This window comes from Alcaligenes sp. CHO6, from assembly GCF_037120595.1.
GTDB classification, from domain to species: domain Bacteria; phylum Pseudomonadota; class Gammaproteobacteria; order Burkholderiales; family Burkholderiaceae_B; genus Alcaligenes; species Alcaligenes ammonioxydans.
The window spans coordinates 684,928-702,452 of record NZ_JBANCI010000002.1; the positions used below are offsets into that span (position 1 = coordinate 684,928).

The window sequence follows — 17,525 nt, forward strand, 5'->3', positions numbered from 1 at the left end:
GATACCCAGCACAAAGCGTTCCCAAACCGCGAAATTGTTGTCCCTGCCCTCAGAACAAGACTGACCGCAGGGCGACTTTTAACCCGTTCGGCCCGCCCGAGGCGGGTGTGAAGCAAGCTTGCCGCGACCCCAGTTAAGCTCTATCAGAACACGGCCAGCAACGATGCCCCCAGCCCCGCCAGAAGCACGACCAGGGCGGGCGGCACACGCCCTACTGTCAGCAAACCAAACAAGAGCAAAGCCAGCCCAAAATCCGCCCGAGTATGAATGGCACTGGTCCACACCGGGTCATACAGAGCCACGCCCAAAATGCCCACTACACCCGCATTCACCCCGGCCATCGCCGTGCGAATCCCCGCCCTGTGTCGCAAACCCTGCCAAAAAGGCAAGACCCCGATCAGAATCAGCAAGGCCGGAACAAAAATAACCCCCAACAAGACCTGCCCGCCCAGCCACCCGTGCAAGGGGCCTTGAGCCATCGCGCCGATATAAGCCGCAAAGGTAAACAATGGCCCTGGAACTGCTTGGGCAGCGCCATACCCCACCATCAAATCGGCATTACTGACGAGCCCACTGGGTACGACCGCAGCCTGCAACAAAGGCAACACCACGTGCCCACCACCAAACACCAAAGCCCCGGAACGGTACACCCCTTCCAGTAGTTGCGCCGTGGACGAAGCACTGACTGCTGCCCACACCGGTAAAACCATTAACAGACCCGCAAAGAGCACCAACGCCGCCGTCCCGACCGTACGTGACACTGGATACGAATGGGCCTGCATAGCACCGGCCTGCACAGAATCCAGCCTCCACCAGGCCAACAAGCCCGTGACCGCAATCGCCAGCACCTGCCCGAACGCAGAAGGCAGCAAGAGACTGAGCAAAGCGGCCAGAATCGCCAACCCCGCCCTGCCCCGATCAGGACATAAGGAACGGGCCATACCCAGCACCGCCTGAGCCACAATGGCCACCGCTACAATTTTGAGCCCATGAACCCACGGGGACTGCGCGATCCCCTGCTGCCCGGCCAAACCCAAGGCGAACAGAATCAAGGCAATCGCGGACGGCAAGGTAAACCCCGTCCAGGCAGCCAGCAAACCCATCCAGCCAGCCCGCCCCAAGCCAATCGCCATCCCCACCTGACTGCTGGCCGGACCCGGCAGAAACTGACACAAGGCCACCAGATCAGAGTAGCTGCGATCGTCCAGCCAGCGCCGGCGTTCGACGAACTCCGCACGGAAATACCCAAGATGGGCAATAGGGCCGCCGAACGAAGTCAGGCCTAATTTCAGGAAGGCCCAGAACACCTCCAGAGCGGAGCCATTCCCAGACTCCAATGACGCCTGTCGCGGCGGAATCCAACGGTTCATTGCAGCTTTATTCTCCTGTCACGACCGGCCATGCGCTGTGTCCAAATAAGAGGACGGGCTAAAGAGACACACGAGAATTGCCAGTCTTAAGCAGTAAACCCTGTGACGCTAAAGACCACTAGTGTACGAGTTCCTGGTTCATTGAGATGAGAAGGCCAGCATAAGAAATAACCGAAACCGTACCAGCCCAACCCACTGCTCTTTTTTTAAAGATTATTACTTTTTCACAGAGCCGGCCTGGAAGGGGGAGATCGCTGAGGGGAGGCTAATTCAAGGGTCAGGGATACTAACTACCAGGAGGGTGGGAGGGGATGGGTGTTTTTTAGGCGGGGGATTTTGAGTCGGTGATTTACTGTGTTTCTACAGGGAAATGAGGCGAATTTTAAATAGACAAAACCAGTTTTATATCAGTAGGTTAGCGTATTTCAGCTGAATGATTGAAAACTGGTCACTGTACCTGTACTGTATCGAAATTTCGGTACAGTGGTAAATGGGAGCGGCCATCGCCCAGTGCCAGACTGGGCGAAAATTTTTGTCTAAATAGACGATATGCCGTACTAACACTGACAAAGCCTGTACTACATAGATATGGAGCGTCAGTCGATCCTCTCAGCCCCGAATCTCATAAGGTAGAGAGGAAATCTCAAAATTGCGGTCGTGAATCTATGAGATAGATAAAGCATCTTTTACAACTTGCTCATTGCATTCAGCCGGGGCTATAAGGATCTTCTTAACCCTTTCGAGTGCTTTTCTCGCTGGCAGCCAGATAACCCCGTCTCCCTTAGAATAGTCTGTGACGAGTTCGTGGCGCTTTAAAAGCCTCAGTATATCCGGAACGTATCTGCGCTCATCGACATCTAGACCTCTATATAATGCACTTTCAGTTCTACCAGAAAAGCTTTGTACGAACAGTTTTCTCAAGGTTATAAGCAGCACTTTTTGGGCTGTGTTCATCTGCGTGCTCCGAATTGCACCGCTCGTCCCCGTAGCATCAAAAGATACAAAATCGCAACTTGAGGAAAATTTATTGGGTGGCAGATCTCTTACCGATACACGTCCAACAATTTGCTGGAACATGCAGCTGTCAAATGTCGGCAGATTCTGAGGGGCAATTGCCGGGCTAATTGCTACTTGATCAAAGAGGCAGTGTGAAAATGACAAATTGCTTAAATTGCTATTTTCTGCATCGAACTCTAATTGATGTTCAGAGAAATTGATTTCTTTGACATGAAAATCTATGTCCAGAGCTGTGTCGGTTTTTATAATAAAACTTGCAACATCTCCCTTTACACAAGAAAGGTCTGTGCGTGTGTTCAAGAAAGCGACAGCTTGTCGGACACTCTTGCGGATGTCACCTTGTCCTTTGAGTTTCCTATGGGCGAGTTCAACTCCAATTTCCTGAATCGGGCGGTCGCAGTTATTCATCGCATCAACCCAAATTTGTTCTGCTGCGACGGTATACGGCGATTCAAAGAAGCGGAGCAGTTCCCGCCCGTTGCAGACTGCTGCAAGTTCGCTATCGACGAAACACCGACTTTCATCTTCAGCACGATATATGCCAAGCCCCGGTAATCTTTGAATGGCTAGGATACCCTGCTCGTCAGGTTCATAACCGCATACTTCGGTGAATGCAGAAAATAGACTACTCCGTGTGATTGGCCCCAAGCCATCTTCCGATGTGCGCGCCAAAGTAGCCAATCTTTCAAGAATGCGCCTTAATGTTGTGCCATCGAGGTTCGTTTCGATTTTCTCTTCTCGTTCGTAAATACGTCCTAACAAATAATCCCAGCCATCTACGGCATCAGGTGGATTTTCTCCACTGCTTAATTCAGAGAGAAAATTGCGAGAGGCTAAGTAACCAAGAAGTAATGGTCTAGTAGGAAGCCAGGCCGGAAAGGAGATAGTCTCCCCCTGCTGAGAAAATGCAGCTAGAAATGAGCGCATCTGTGTCTCATTGAACTCATCTACTGCTAGCACAGTTGCGTCGCTGAGACCAAGAGCAGTACTAAGCTCTCGATCATTTTCGAAGTAATGACTTCGTCCACTTACGACTACACCAGAAGCTTGGCTTGCGCGTATGAGTTGCCTAACGCCCTCTAAAGATCGAGTTCTCAGGTCCTTTAATTTTTTCCACGTACCTTGAACTCCAAGAGATGCAATTTCGTCAAAGCCATCAGCCAGCAGAATGACAAATCCAGCTCGCCAAGCCCTTATAAGCGAACTAGGTGAATCAAAGCCAATGCTTCTAGCATGCCTCTCCAATATTTCAATGGGATCTCGTTGCCCTGAATGCTCGCGAAGATTTATATAGACTGGAAATTTCGATGTTTTTCCGAGTATGTATTTTTTTTCAAGACGAAAAAAAAGCTCTCTAAGTGTCATGCTTTTTCCGGCACCATACTGACCAATTATGGCGAAGCGTTTTCCTTCAAGTAGCTGAGCCTCGATCTCTTCAATGAATAACGTTTGGTCACCAGTTAACAATCCTATTTCAATAAAAGGAACTATGGGGTCTTTAGCGGTTGAAGAAAAATCTTGTACGCTTCCAAATATGTGATTCTTGCGAGCTGCTAAATATCCCCTAACATCAATCAAGCTTTGCTGAAACTGTGCAAATGAAACAGCTTTTACTTGACCTCGGCCTGATTCCTGGACCTCTTTTCGCTGCTCAGCAGTAGGTTCGTTTTTTGTTACAAACCAACCAACAGCGACTTTCATGGTTGAAAGTTTATTATGGCCAACAATCAACTTGAATATCTTTCGCGTATCTTCCCGAGCTTTCCCTGTGCCTGATGAGACTGTCGCCTCAATAAAATTAATTGAGTCTTCAGTCTCAAAAACTCCGTCTCTCTCTCGTCCGTCTAGCATTTTTGCACCGGAATATTGAGCATCCGGCCATTTTGCTCTGGCAATCCTCCTCACTTCATTTTCAAAATCTTTATCCAAGTGGCTCATCGATTTATTTCTCCAGATGGGAAAAAATTAAACAGTAAATTTCAAAATTCTTTTAAATTAAGTCGGTAAGTTCTACCTAATCAGCCACCTAGCCTCAAGAAAACGGTTCTAACAGATACGCCAGAGTCAGTAATTGATATTTTTGAGTGGTGGCTTGAAGTGAGAGCCTACAGATCGAAAGATTTTATGTAATACGAATCCTGGTGACAGCCTATCCTGCACTAGCTTCAATCACCTATATTTTCTTCGTCATGACTAAGCTTTTGGGCCTGCCAAGGCATTACGCGACTGCACAAACTCTTCGAATACAATGTCCCCGTCGATGAACCGTTGAGCATGTTCTTCATCGGCTGCACTGAGCGAGAGTCCCTCCAAACAAACTGATGCGCGTGCATAGTTGACGGCCGCTACACGCCGGTCGCGCTCGGCACCGGATATCGTTTTGGTTAGTTCCGTTTCGTGCGAACCCATCTTAGCCAAGGTTGTCTCCCGTGCTTTAGGTAACGCTATCCTACAAGATGTGGAATTTTTTTTGTGATTTGTAGGGAAAACCAGCACATAAGGCTTCACGCAGACATTGTCTTGTTTGTCTGCCTGTAAATAGGTTTTCCAGATTGACAGCAATAGGGCGTCATCCGTGAGGTCTCTTTCCAAAGAGGCTTTGCCCCTATGGACTCTCTATCGTGACCGACGGGAGCCTCGGGGGCAGAAGTTACAGATCATTGGCCCGGAACATCCATCCCCAGGCGGGGCATATGAACACTTCTGCCGCACCAAGGGACCGTGTCCTCGCCCATAGGGCTGCGGGCCGCACCAACCCCTTGACTCGTCATCCGCGCTGTATATGGCCTAATTCGGCATGCGTGTAGTGATTCTGGCTGGAAGAGGTGTCAAGGGCGGGTCCGGGGGCCGCAGCCCGCAACAAAACGTAGGGAACGGGTGAGGATGCCGGGCACAGCATTCACCCTTGACGCAGCTGAAGGCCATGTAGCCTACCGGCAAGGGGTAGGAACAAGGCAAAGCCGCCCGACCTGCCCCCGCAACCAGTCCGGCAAGAAGGGGCACTGGATGCAATCTAACAATATCGTCGCAATCAGCTTTCCTGGCCTTGAGTGGCCATATCTGAATATGGATCAGGGACTGATCACACCTAGAAATTCGCCGACGACCTGATAGCGATGCATATCATCGTCATTGCTAAGCTCGATGGTGGTCAATTCCCGGTTGGTTGACCTTGGCTTCAACAAAATCTGTAGATTTTCAGTACCGTCTTCAGTACGCGCTTTGAAACTTTGATACTCCTTGACTGTGTAACGCGAACCGGCGTCGCCGTCCTGGACATCGGCACATTCCACCAGCACGATTTTCCCGTTGCGACTACCCCCGGGGTTCAGGCGAAAGAGACAGACGGCACCGTTGGGGATAATCTTGTTCATAGATTCGCCTAACACATGGCAGGCAAAAATATTCTTCCCCACGGGCATGCCCTCAGGTACGAGCACCCAGTTTTCATGTTCGACATGCTGAAGCGCACTGAAGCCGCCTGCTGCGGCTCGTAGATCATAGAGAGGAACTGCATTGATGTATGGCTCCAGCGGCTTCGCGGCTTCCGGAAATGCAATAACATTGGATTTATAGCTTTCCACATGCCGCTTCAGGTAGCTCCGTAAACCATCGTCGCAAGCGTAAACAAACGTGCCGCGTATGCCTCGCAGCATGATGGTCCGATAAATGTTCAGTATGTATTGCTTGAGCTCATCCGGATCTTTAATAGTCTGCTTTCCGTTCCGATCATGATAACTGTCCTTTTCAATGACAATCTGATCCAGCCTTTCGTCATAGCGAATTTCATGACCAAAGATAACTCCGGTGTAGTTCAGATCATAGCCCTGGGTGGTATGGATACAGCCCACTTCATCCTCGGCACCCTTCGCATTGATCCAGTCCTCATTCGTACTGTTCCAACGCAGTTGGACATCACCGATCTCAATGTCATACAAGTCCGGTTTTGTTCTGGAAACCCAGCTCCATGAATAGCCTGCCACCAAGCGTGCCAAGCCATAGCTATTATTTCTATGCTCGATCTCCCTCAACATGTCGGACAGTTCATCGAAGACCAGAAATTCGTACTTGCTTGAGCTGAATTTCTTGCCTACGGGAAGTCGCATATTCAAAAGGTCGTCAACGAACTGCACATAATGCAGTCCCGCGCGAACCCGAAACTGGGAAACCAGTGTCATGATCTTGCTGTCTAGCGAAGACTTGATGTCATCAAAGTCTGATGCGTTGGCATCGGATGGCTTGATGCTCTGGTTCGGATCGTAGAAGAAAACGGCCTTATCTGATTGGCGGATAACCCAGTCCACCTCGCTGCACGTGCTTTTATCCAAATCAAGAGCGGCGCAGGCCTTATCGAAAGCCCCGTAATATGCTCCCAGGTTGACGCGCTTGCGCAAGCGGTGCGACTCATCCACAAGGACAATGTCGTAGCTCTGCCTCGCCAACTCCGAAGGACTGATGACCATCTTGGGATGCAGACCGACAACATTCTCGAATGCCTTCTTCAACGTGCGTCGGAACGAATTCATAGGCACCACCAAGGCCATGCGAGGGGATGGAAGACGTTGCTTAAGCTGTCGCAGAAGATCTCGCAATTCCTTTTCTTCGTCGGAAAACTCACGTAGATCCAACTCTTCAAGATCGGAATGAATGAGCTTGAAAAGAAATATTGCCAGTACCGACTTCCCAGTGCCGGCGCCGCCTTGAACGATGATATTTTTCAGCCCCGGGTCGACCAAAGACCGCATTATCTGGATCAGGCCTTGCTGTTGATCAGCCGACAGCGACTTGTACGGCGAATATTTGAAAACGTCTGAATTGTCGATGACTTCAATCGACTTTTGTGCAACTCCGTGCCTGCGTAGCCTGCCCCAGATTTCCCGAAATATCTTGGAATAGAGCTCGTTCCTCTGATAGTAGTTGTGGTCGCTCAAGCCCAGGTTGCCGTTCAGCAAATTGAAACGGCCGTCAGCTGACATGTACTTTATGAGGGAGGACTCGATGTCGAGTGTCGCCGACTTATTGAAACGTTCACTACTGACAAGGTGCACCGTCGTCAAGGATTGTTTCTGGGGGTGCTTAAGATGCGTACCCAAGCGAGTGATCGTGTCAGTGGTTTCGCCGACGTAGGCACGGCATGTTTTCTCATCACTAAGGATATATACGAGCGGCCAATTGTTGGCCGCGTACGCATCGGACTCAATTTCCGTCAGTGCTTCTGCGCAAAACCTATAGCGGTTCACTTCGACAAGGTGGGTCTGACTCATAGCTCAATGTATTTCTTTGCGGTTCCCTTTGCCTTGCTTGCTGGATACTGTTCTTCATTCTTTTCGATTTTTTCTAGAATGATTTTCTCTATGTCGAAGTTGTACGCATCGGACAACAACAGCGCATAGGCAAGCTCTTCTTTCACCTTCTCAGAGTCGGCGGCTTCGGGCATCTTCCATAGAAAAGCCTCTCGCAGTTCAAGTTCACTGGCTTCGATGCTGAGCGCCAAGGCCAGATCTTCAGGATTGTGGAATTGCTGCCAGTTTCGCTCATCACAGAACCGGCGCAGTCGCTGAATGACTTGGTCCATTTCCTGCCTTTTCCTGAATAAGGTTGCTGGAATGGATGATAGCCTGCCCAGCAGCGAGTTGCACTTTTCAGGAACTAGGAAGGCCTTAACGAGGGTAGCCGTGCGCGCGAAGTATCTAGAAAATACACTCAGCGCTTCGCCACAGTACCAAAACCGTACATGGCTCACAAACTTAGGGAATTATCTGGTCTGAAGGAAAGACTAAAAATCGCGCTAGATGCTTGTAAATACTAGGGATTTTTAAGTGGTCCCCGGGGCCGGAACATTGGAAACCAAACCTACTACTAAGGCGCTGATTTTTTTCTGTTTTCTTGTGGCTAGAAAATAAGCGCATCGCATTTAGTAGACCCCATAACTCTTTTGCAAAATCCGCTAAGGGCACAAGGCCAAAAATTTTCCGGCAGACACTTGAAAAGGCATCATCATTAACGGAGGCGGGGACCTCCCCCACTTCCCGGAGGCGCACGAGGTTAATGCTTGGTGCTGACGTTGGTATCAGATAAGTTGTCTTTTCCGTCTGTCTGTTGAACCACAGTGGCGCGGGCTTTACGTCGGAGACTGACTGGTACCGAGTACATCGTTGTCGTAGTGGTTCAGCGAGTATAACGGTCATCCCGTGAACGAGCTTGTAGACAGGATTGGTCGGTTGGAAAGTAAGGGCCATACCAACTGTATACGCGTTAGAGCTCCGCAGGTCCTCTAGAAACCTTTATGGTTGCCTCTATTCGACCCAGTATCGCTGCGATCGCGAAGAGTTTGGGGCATAGGCCGAATAAGATGTCGCCGTCGTGCACACAAGCCCAATATCAAGATGGTCAGTCAGAAACGCTCGTTGCCAAGCGTCATGCCCAATGTCAGCGTTTATGACTATCACTCGGTCCGAACTCGGGCTACCTTCGCATTGACGTCGATACGCGTATTCTTCTACCTGCCCAATGGCGGACCTAAGTCGCCCTTGGAAACTACGCCGAGTCACTGTTTTAACTTCAAAAATTGCCGAATTTCCATCTGGCCAAGTCGCCAGCAAATCAATTGAATCAGGATCGGAATATACCGTTGCGCCTTGTTCGATATACTGTGTGGCTAACTGTTTGACAATCCGATCATGCAATAGAGTTTTAGCGTGTCTCTTCTGTGCTCCTCTTCGGAGTGCATCAGCTAGTGCATCCACGTCAGTGGAAAAATTAAGAGATGTATTGCGGCCCAAATAGACCAAATCCAACGGCTGCAGGTTTAAGTCAAGATTGTCGGTTGATACAAACGTGTCGTCTTTTGTATTATCCTCAATCCCGGCAATGAAATTCTCACGCACGTATTCGGTTGTTTCAGCCACGTCGGACAGTAATAGTGCCTGAGCCGAATACGGTACATGTCCGAACCAGCTAAACCAACTAAGCCGCGAAGGTTTGTCGAAGGACGTAGGGACCCAAAAGTTTGCGCTGTCTTCTTCGATATCACACTGCCGTTTCATTAGCTCTAGGTTTCTGAGAGCAAATTCAGTTAAGGAGATCGTCCCCGGGCTATCAAGCTGGAAAAAATCAGACTCCTTCAGAAACTTGAACCAGTCTTGTACGTTTCTACGGGAATGTCGATTGATTGCCGAAATATTCTCGGGCGAGTTTCTGTAGGCGATAATTTCCGAAAATGCTAAAGGCCAATCGGAATTTTTCTTGCATGGTAACAGATACACTTGACACTCATCGACTGATAGAGAGGGGGCGTAGCCAGCCTCATATAGTTCAAGTAGCACCCTCAAAACTAACAGTCCCGGCTTTATCAGTACTTGGCTATCAACCTGAATCTCTATCAATGTCGTTGGCAACGCTGTCGGGCCCCCCTCCATTGCAGAGCGTAGGCGAGACTGAATCGTCGATTTTTGTCCATTAGGATATTGATAACGTAATGCTTGAATTCCGACTAATTCTGAAAAACCGATTTCCCCTGCCAGGAACATCTGACCAAGTTCCGTGATTGTCAAAGCGCGGCAAATTTTTGTCGAATAAAGTAGCCCTAATTCGACAAGCAGTTGCTGATAATCTCGCCATGCGTCTGCCGCGCCATCTCGCTCATTCGGAGTGAGTACACCAGACGCAATCATCAGCGCCGTAATTTTGTCGTCGTAACCCGCTACGTCGCCCTCGAAGGGTGCGACACACGTCAAAAAGTTATACAAGGTTCGCGCATTGAGCCCAACAGCGTGTTGAGTAAATGACCATGTATGGCCTGGGTAAGGCAGGGAACGCGGCATTGCTATCCTCTAAGAGCGGCCTCGATTTGGTTGGCAAGCGCCTTCGCCATCAATGGAGGGACCGCGTTACCAACTTGTCGGTACGCAGCAGTAGGGCCTCCGGCAAAAACCCACCAGTCTGGAAATGATTGCAATCGAGCAGCTTCTCTGACCGTGATATGTCGATGCTCGAAGGGATGAATAAACGGCCTTCCCCCACCCGCGCCGGATCCGACTAAGACGGTTCCTGAAGGCCGATCAGGATGTACGCGGTCTGTATGGTCTTTCCGATCCCGACCACCAGGGGGCACCTCACTATAACGAGTTGATACGCGCTCACAGTGCTGCCGAAGGATGTGGTTTGGAAGATGGCCAACATCTTCAAATGCGAGGAGTGCTGGACGAGGAACGCGTAGACCGAGTTCCGGCTCAGACCATGACTCTGAGTACTGCTGTGTAGGCCATTTAAAGCGCCTGTAATCCGCTTCATCACGGAAGCCGATTGCGACCACACGCTGCCTATACTGGGGAACTCCGAACCAAACAGAGTTTAATTTCGTCCAATGAATATAATAGCCAGTTTTATTTTCAAAGAAAGCTAGCAACTCTTTCCAGTCAGCACCTTTGTTGAGCGTCAATATTCCGGGAACGTTCTCAAATAGAAATGCCCGTGGGCCGATCTCTTTGATAAAACGAGCATATTCGTAGACTAGCTGGCCTCTTGGGTCGCTCGTGGACTTTCGGCTGCCCAAGATGCTGAACGATTGACAAGGAGGTCCACCGATAACCACATCTACGTTCGAGCTCACTCGGTCTACTACGGCTAATCCGGATAATTCAGTTATGTCGTGCGGCTCGGCAATATGTCCGCCAAGGTTGTTGTGAATTGTTTCACAATAGACAGGTATAACATCGGATGAAAATAGAGGCTTATACCCAGCGGCTGCGAAACCTAAATCTAGTCCGCCGCCACCGCAAAAAACGGATACGTAGCCCATGCCGTTCTTCTTGGTAGGTACCGACAGCGAGTCTAGTTCTGCAAGATATTCGTTGCACTTTTCCACGGCAACCGCTGCAGAACTTGTCATCTAACTTCTCCTATCCGATTTTTGTTACGCGTGCGGGAGCATCAAAGAGGTCAACTTGTTCCCTCTGGCGCTGCTTTTCCACGTAGGACCGCATAAACGCCCTCAGAACTTGCGCCGCAGTCAGATCTTCCTTCCGGCAGGCGTGTAGAAATTCTTCCCTCAATTGAGTTTCTACCCTTATTCGCAATCCTGACTCTTTCACATGTGTCTCCGCATGACATCCAGTGTACATCCATTATACATCAGGTGTCCGCTACAAGTGATCTGCGCAAAAGAGTTGCTCCATAATGGTTAGCTAAACTGAACCTGCGCCTTCTCTAACCAGCTCTACATCGTTTTGAGGGTATGCCCTAGATCATAGGTCTCCGCTATCTCGCCATTCTCGTGGTCTTGAATAGCATCGTGATTATTCTTAGGGCAACCTGGTTCCCGTAGTCGGTCCTTAAGCGAGTGCTGAAAACTTTTACCGGCAAAGCCTCACGGCCTCAATAGCTTGCTGACCGCTACTAATGCATTCGTGCCGCCTTTTTTCTTTGAGTAGGCGGGGAAAAGGCCATCGTTTTTCCGCGGCAACTGTAGGGCTTTTTTCATGACTTCAAAGCTTACCCCAAGAAGCAGGGCATTTTACAGATCATCAGGCAAGACTCGGCCCAAAACATCCAGCACATTGGCGGTGTGAGAAATCTGGCCTGTCAGGCTATCCAGGTTACAGGCTTACCATGCTGCCCTAGTAACGTCGTGGGCGTAGTCACTACATCCTCCCGACTTACCGTTAAAGCCTTTATCAACCCTCGTCGCCAGATCGCTGTCCAACCACAGGACATTGTCTCGATCATGCTCAAACAGCGAGTTGAAAGTTTTGCAGTCGTTGCCGTATAGCAGCACCAGCAAAGAAGAGAGCTGAGCCGCGCAGTTCTCGGTTTGCGCAATCAGGTAACAAAGCTGGTTCGACTTAGCCATGACTCATTTCTGCCATTGCCTTGACCAACCCATGAGCGAAGCCGCGATTGCAGCTTCGGAATCATCAATGATTGCCCGCACAAAGACGCAGCGGGCGTTATCGCTGTGAATTAGCAGCAGATAGTTCCGGACACGCAAACCAGGCACGTGTAGACTGTATACCAGCTTGGAACGGAGTAAATTCTGTAGGGGATTGTGTTTGCTCAGGACAAGCGAGGGCATTGACACGCATAGCGGCCTCCTTTGTCGGGTTAGGCCCGCTCCTCACTGCTAAATGAGACGGGTGGGCAGAAAGCAGGGTTAGCAGACCGGTGACAAAGGCAACCGGCAGGCCGACGCCTTCCCACAATCGCCCGCCCAAAGATGGCGCACAAGTGCATACGGACGTAAAAATACCGCCTGGGCGGCGGTTCGGCCGCCTTTGTCGATACCGGCTGCTAAACCAGGTCGCGGTTGTTTTAGCGGCACTTTTAGTGTGCCGAAGGCTCTGAATATGCGCAAGAGGGAAAACCGTGAGCGTCATGCTCTCACCTTCAACGCATAGAGGGCGATGCCGTCGTGCCGGTATCGTTCGTCATCCCAGATACTCACGCGCTCAGTGGTGATTTTAAGCCCAAGCGGCGTAACTAGCTAATGCGCGTGAGAGCCTGATAGCAGCCCATTTTGCGCAATTCGCAGGAGTTGTGGGGGCGCATCATCAGCGCCTCCAAGATACGTGTACGTTAGGCCTTGCCGGAGGTGGGTTTGCTATGTATGGCTCACTACCTCCTGAAAAACCACGGCACGCCGCTTGTTGGCCCGTAGGCACGGCATACGCTGGGCACTGGCGTATTGGAGCAGATCGGCTTTACGCTCACCGTAACTTTTCCGCATAGCGATCAGGGCAGCATTGCGCACTTCCAGGTTCGCAAGGATGCGCAGGTCGTGCGTACTCAGCATGTCCCGATTCAGAGCATCATATTTACCGGTCAGGGCGAAGTTGATAAGGCGGGCTTCGTTCGCGTAGTGGTAGGGCTTAGTCGTCTTACCCACCTCAGTACGACACATTTCTAGCGTCATTGAGACGGTGCGATAGCCGGTTGCAGCCTCTTGGCGAGCAGCACTGCTCTCAATCCTCGCTTGTGTTCTGGCCGCATTCACGCTGGCATCACGCAAGGCAAGGAAAGCATCAACTAGCCTCGTCTGACCCTGGCGTGACTTCCGTCCACCAATGAAGGGCATGGCAACCAGTGCGCCACGCTCGTCCAGCTCGAACAGACGTTGCTGGCGGCCCATCCCGTCCGTATAGGAGATCGGCTCAAAATTGAGCCGATTTATTGTCCCGTCTGCGATCAGATCATCCAGCGTTCGCAGCACGTTCTTATGAGAGCGTCCAAATTCTCGGGCAATTGCCAAACTGTCCGTAACAGGGACGCCTTTGCTCAAATGAACAAGCGCGGTATCATGGGTGCTGGTCGTCTGGGTCGCGCTCTTGCCGGAGTCGCGGCCCTTTTCTTTGGTCGTCGCCATGGCATCAGCCCTCCATCTTGGGGGCATTGGCGGCCTGCCAACCTTGTGGGTCAGCCATCCAGGCGCGGATTTCCGACAAGCGCCAGCGAGTGCAGCGTGCGGTCAGTCGGATAGGTGCAGGCAGTCTCCCATCCTGTGCCAGCTTCCAAGGCCAGGAACGGGACGCACCCAGCAGGTGCGCGACTTCCTTATCAGTGATTAGCCGATCTTCGGCTTGTGTAGTGTGCTGTGCCATGCTGTACTCGCATAAGAATTAATCACGAGCACAGTGTTGCAAGATAGACGGTGTGTTAGTCCTAACTCGGGTTTGGAAGAACCTAATTCGGGTATTGATTTATTAATTTTCAGGCTTCTTAGGGAGATGCACCGCAGCCTCTTGTAACCGCTTCCGTAATGTGTCCTCTTTAACCTCCTCAATCCCCACAGTTTGCAAATCCAGCAATATCTCTGAAACTGTAGACGTTCCTTTTTCGCCCGTATAAGACTTATAGTTCGCTGCGGTGATCCCTGCAATAATTCTGAGCAGTGTATTTTTTTCACGTGAAGATAGAGGTGCTTCATTCCTCATGTCCGCAGCTGGAGTGAGAGAGTCCTCAAGATCACGTAATGCCTTTGTTTTCACGACTATATCAATATCGCCTAAGAGATCATCTTCATACGACTCAATATCCCAGAGATCGCCACTCTCCTCCTCAATGAGCAATCTACCCGTATCATATGTTGAAGGTTGATCATTCAAACCATCTAAGCACTGCAATAAAAATACTCGCGAGCAACGCGTAAGGGGTAGATCTACAACCTCGCGTTCCGGGAAGTGCCGCGCATAACTAACCGCCCATGTTCCCAACTGCAAAACCTCTCCTGTGTCGCAAAACTCAGGCAAGTGTATTACTCGCCCCCCAACAGGCTCCATTCTCGTATAGAAGGTCTTTTCCCCATTCCGCCAATCTGTCGAGTCATATTTGACTTCCTCGTACTCAACTTCAGTTTCAAGCTTTTTGTACCACCGGTGTGCGTACACATCACTAAGAAGGCGAATAGATAACTTCAAATGACCATCTAACGCCAATTGGATTACATCCGATTCGCTAACAAGCTCACCAAAAGCTACTGAAAGATAGTTAGCAGCTTCAATAAGAGTTACCCATTTCTTGAGAGTAAATAGCTTGCTCATGCTCTCTTCCTCGTTGCCACGGCATCAGGGATCTGATTTAAGATTTTTCTTACTGTATCGTCCGAAACAGGAGCGCCGATATCATCTGTTCGCTGCACCAGGCTTGCGGTCGCGCTACGTTCATTAAGGTCGATTTCAGAATATTTGCAGAGTGCGGCAATAATAACTAGCAGCGTATTGCGCTCGGTAGTTGCCATCTGTGTGGCTTGCTTTTTAAGACTCTCAATTTGTTTTATTGCAGGTGCTGCCTGTTCTTTCCAAGCTACTTCAGCTTTTTCTATCCGTGATTTCAATGCATCGCGCTCAGCTTGAAGTGCCCGGAAGCTATCTGCATTGATTGCCGCATGAGCTGTGCGCTCGATCTCATCAAATAAAAATGCAGGTTTTTGGCCTGGATAGAATTTTTCCATCCATGATTTCAAGTCCGAGTGTCGGATCGTGATGCGATGTTTGGCCACTTGATCTCCAGGCCGTACAGTTCTGCCATCACGGCCATATGGAAGCTCATCATTTAAAGTCGCTTCCAGTATTCGCTCAGAGTTTGCACGCAAGCATGGCCACTGAGGAAAAACAGCCGGGCCAGGAACAAGATCATCACCCACCGTAGTCAATATACGAGCTTCTTCCTCGATTAGCCCACACCACCGCAATGCCGCCTCTATAGGGCGGTAATAAGGTTTCTCCAACGCATTACAACTTTTTGAGTCGTAGCCACTCATTCGCACTCGTCCAGTACGTCGTCCAAAGTAAACAAGGGCCAGCACCAAGCCGGTGGACATTCCGGCCTTTCGGGGATCAGCCTAGATGCTGGCGTAAACCGTTATATATTGCTGTAGATTATACTGGACATACAAACAGCCTGACGGCTCAAGCTGATTAAGCAGCGCCGCAGATAGCGTAATGACGCTATCGGTGATCAATCCGTTTTACGCTCTTCGAGGCATTGGCAGCACATTCCCGCCGACACGAAGCACATCAAGATAATCGGCCCAGACCTGCATCATGACTCGACGCTCTTTGATGAATTTCGTGCGGTTATAGGCTGCCCCAAGAGCATCAGGCACTTTATGGGCAAGTTGGTGCTCGATGACCTCCGGCTTATGGCCTAACTCTTCATGCAAAATGGTGCGTGCCATTGCCCGAAATCCATGACCCGTTATCTCAGTGCGGGTGTCGTACCCCATGCGACGCAATGCCGCATTGATGGCCGCTCCGCTCATAGGCACGGTAGGGGAACGTCCACCAGGGAATAAGTAACGCCCGTGGCCAGTCAATGCTTGCAGCTCACGCAGTACGGTCACTGCCTGTTGAGCCAACGGTACAAGATGGTCAGTACCTGTCTTGCTTACCCGATAGCGCCACTCAGCACGCTCCAAGTCAATATCAGCCCATTCAGCAGTGCGCAGCTCACCAGGCCGCACAAACAGCATAGGAGCCAGCCGCAAGGCGCATTGAACGGGAAAGGTGCCGGAAAAGCCTTCAAAAGCTCGCAGCATTTCACCCACCTTGGCGGGATCGGTAATAGACGCAAAGTGCTGTTGCTTAGCTTGAGGGATTGCGCCCACCAGATCACGGGCTGGGTCAGTCTTGCAATAACCCTCTTTAATGCCGTATCGGAATACCCGGCTTATCTCGCTGCGTAGTCGATGGGCGGTGTACCTCGCCCCTCGAGCATCCACGCGCTTAAGTACCGACAGAATTTCAGGCGCATCTATTTCAGCAATAGGCCGCCTGCCGAGCCAAGGAAAAGCATCATTCTCCAGGCGGGATTGGGTTTTCTTATTTTGCTCAGGCTCTACCGTCTGTCCACGCTCATCGAGCCATGCCCGAGCCACTGCCTCAAAGGAATTGGCAGAGGCCAGCTTTTCGGCCCTCCTATCAGCCTTCTTTTGCTCCCCGGGGTCAATGCCACTAGCCAGCAGCTTACGGGCCTCTTGGCACCGCTCACGAGCGTCTGCCAGGCTAATGGCAGGATAAACGCCCAGGGCCAATGTCTTGCGCTTCCCGCCATAGCGATAGTCCATGCGCCAATATTTGCCGACCAAGTTCACCAGCAGGTACAAGCCGCCACCATCAGCCAGCTTGCGGGCTTTGTCGGTAGGTTTTGCTTGGCGACAGGCGGTATCTGTAAGAGGCATGACGGTATTTCCCCCAAAAATCTGGCGGTATCCGCCAACTACCGTCAAAAGTACCGCCACTTGACGGTAGTTGGCAATACACCGCCATAGACTGTTGGAGACAACAAAAAACCCGCATAGCTAAGGCTGGTGCGGGTTCTGTGTACTACAAGAGACTGCTGTAGATTGTAATTTGGTGCCCGGGGCCGGAATCGAACCGGCACGCCTTGCGGCGGGGGATTTTGAGTTGGCGATCTACAGTGTTTCCACAGCGAAATGGGGCGAATCCTAGCGTAGGTTGAAATAGAGGAAATTAGTTTTAAATCAGTAAGTTAGCGTAGTTTGGCTGAATTGGTGAAAACTGCTCACTGTACCTGTACTGTACTGAAATTTCGGTACAGTGCAAGAAGAAGGGCGACCGCACCTAAAGACCGCCTTCAATCCAAGGTTGACGCTCAACAGATTGGATAGTGGGCCTTCCATGAGTT

The 17,525-nt window shown here is 50.5% G+C and carries 14 protein-coding genes; all 14 read right to left on the bottom strand.

Annotated features, from left to right (window positions below; all coding sequences use genetic code 11):
• Positions 1-143 precede the first annotated feature (143 nt).
• Positions 144-1,370, bottom strand: coding sequence for a chromate efflux transporter (gene chrA, locus V6936_RS11155; protein ID WP_336579869.1), 1,227 nt, complete (start codon positions 1,368-1,370; stop codon positions 144-146).
• Between the two features lie 663 nt (positions 1,371-2,033).
• A complete protein-coding gene (locus V6936_RS11160; protein ID WP_336579870.1) occupies positions 2,034-4,325 on the bottom strand; it encodes an NACHT domain-containing protein in 2,292 nt (763 codons plus the stop codon).
• Between the two features lie 255 nt (positions 4,326-4,580).
• Entirely contained in the window at positions 4,581-4,796 is a 216-nt protein-coding gene (locus V6936_RS11165; RefSeq protein WP_336579943.1) for an antitoxin VbhA family protein, read from the bottom strand.
• A 662-nt stretch (positions 4,797-5,458) separates the two neighbouring features.
• The gene (locus V6936_RS11170) at positions 5,459-7,651 is read right to left on the bottom strand and encodes a DNA/RNA helicase domain-containing protein (protein WP_336579872.1); all 2,193 of its coding nucleotides are present in this window, start codon (positions 7,649-7,651) and stop codon (positions 5,459-5,461) included.
• A complete protein-coding gene (locus V6936_RS11175; RefSeq protein WP_336579873.1) occupies positions 7,648-7,962 on the bottom strand; it encodes a nucleotide pyrophosphohydrolase in 315 nt (104 codons plus the stop codon). The genes V6936_RS11170 and V6936_RS11175 overlap by 4 nt, the downstream gene beginning before the upstream one ends.
• Positions 7,963-8,683: 721 nt before the next feature.
• Positions 8,684-10,210: a hypothetical protein gene (locus V6936_RS11180; RefSeq protein ID WP_336579874.1), complete on the bottom strand. Its 1,527-nt coding sequence runs from the start codon at positions 10,208-10,210 to the stop codon at positions 8,684-8,686.
• 2 nt (positions 10,211-10,212) lie between these two features.
• The gene (locus V6936_RS11185; RefSeq protein WP_336579875.1) at positions 10,213-11,277 is read right to left on the bottom strand and encodes a DNA cytosine methyltransferase; all 1,065 of its coding nucleotides are present in this window, start codon (positions 11,275-11,277) and stop codon (positions 10,213-10,215) included.
• Positions 11,278-11,287: 10 nt separating this feature from the next.
• The gene (locus tag V6936_RS11190; RefSeq protein ID WP_336579876.1) at positions 11,288-11,509 is read right to left on the bottom strand and encodes a plasmid-related protein; all 222 of its coding nucleotides are present in this window, start codon (positions 11,507-11,509) and stop codon (positions 11,288-11,290) included.
• Positions 11,510-11,991: 482 nt separating this feature from the next.
• A complete protein-coding gene (locus tag V6936_RS11195) occupies positions 11,992-12,237 on the bottom strand; it encodes a hypothetical protein (protein WP_336579877.1) in 246 nt (81 codons plus the stop codon).
• 747 nt (positions 12,238-12,984) lie between these two features.
• A complete protein-coding gene (locus tag V6936_RS11200) occupies positions 12,985-13,746 on the bottom strand; it encodes a Rha family transcriptional regulator (RefSeq protein WP_336579878.1) in 762 nt (253 codons plus the stop codon).
• Between the two features lie 4 nt (positions 13,747-13,750).
• Entirely contained in the window at positions 13,751-13,981 is a 231-nt protein-coding gene (locus V6936_RS11205) for a helix-turn-helix transcriptional regulator (protein WP_336579879.1), read from the bottom strand.
• A gap of 102 nt (positions 13,982-14,083) precedes the next feature.
• Complete coding sequence (locus tag V6936_RS11210; RefSeq protein WP_336579880.1) at positions 14,084-14,920, bottom strand: hypothetical protein; 837 nt, start codon at positions 14,918-14,920, stop codon at positions 14,084-14,086.
• Complete coding sequence (locus V6936_RS11215) at positions 14,917-15,639, bottom strand: ATP-binding protein (RefSeq protein WP_336579881.1); 723 nt, start codon at positions 15,637-15,639, stop codon at positions 14,917-14,919. The genes V6936_RS11210 and V6936_RS11215 overlap by 4 nt, the downstream gene beginning before the upstream one ends.
• Before the next feature lie 207 nt (positions 15,640-15,846).
• The gene (locus tag V6936_RS11220) at positions 15,847-17,058 is read right to left on the bottom strand and encodes a tyrosine-type recombinase/integrase (protein ID WP_336579882.1); all 1,212 of its coding nucleotides are present in this window, start codon (positions 17,056-17,058) and stop codon (positions 15,847-15,849) included.
• Between the last annotated feature and the right edge of the window lie 467 nt (positions 17,059-17,525).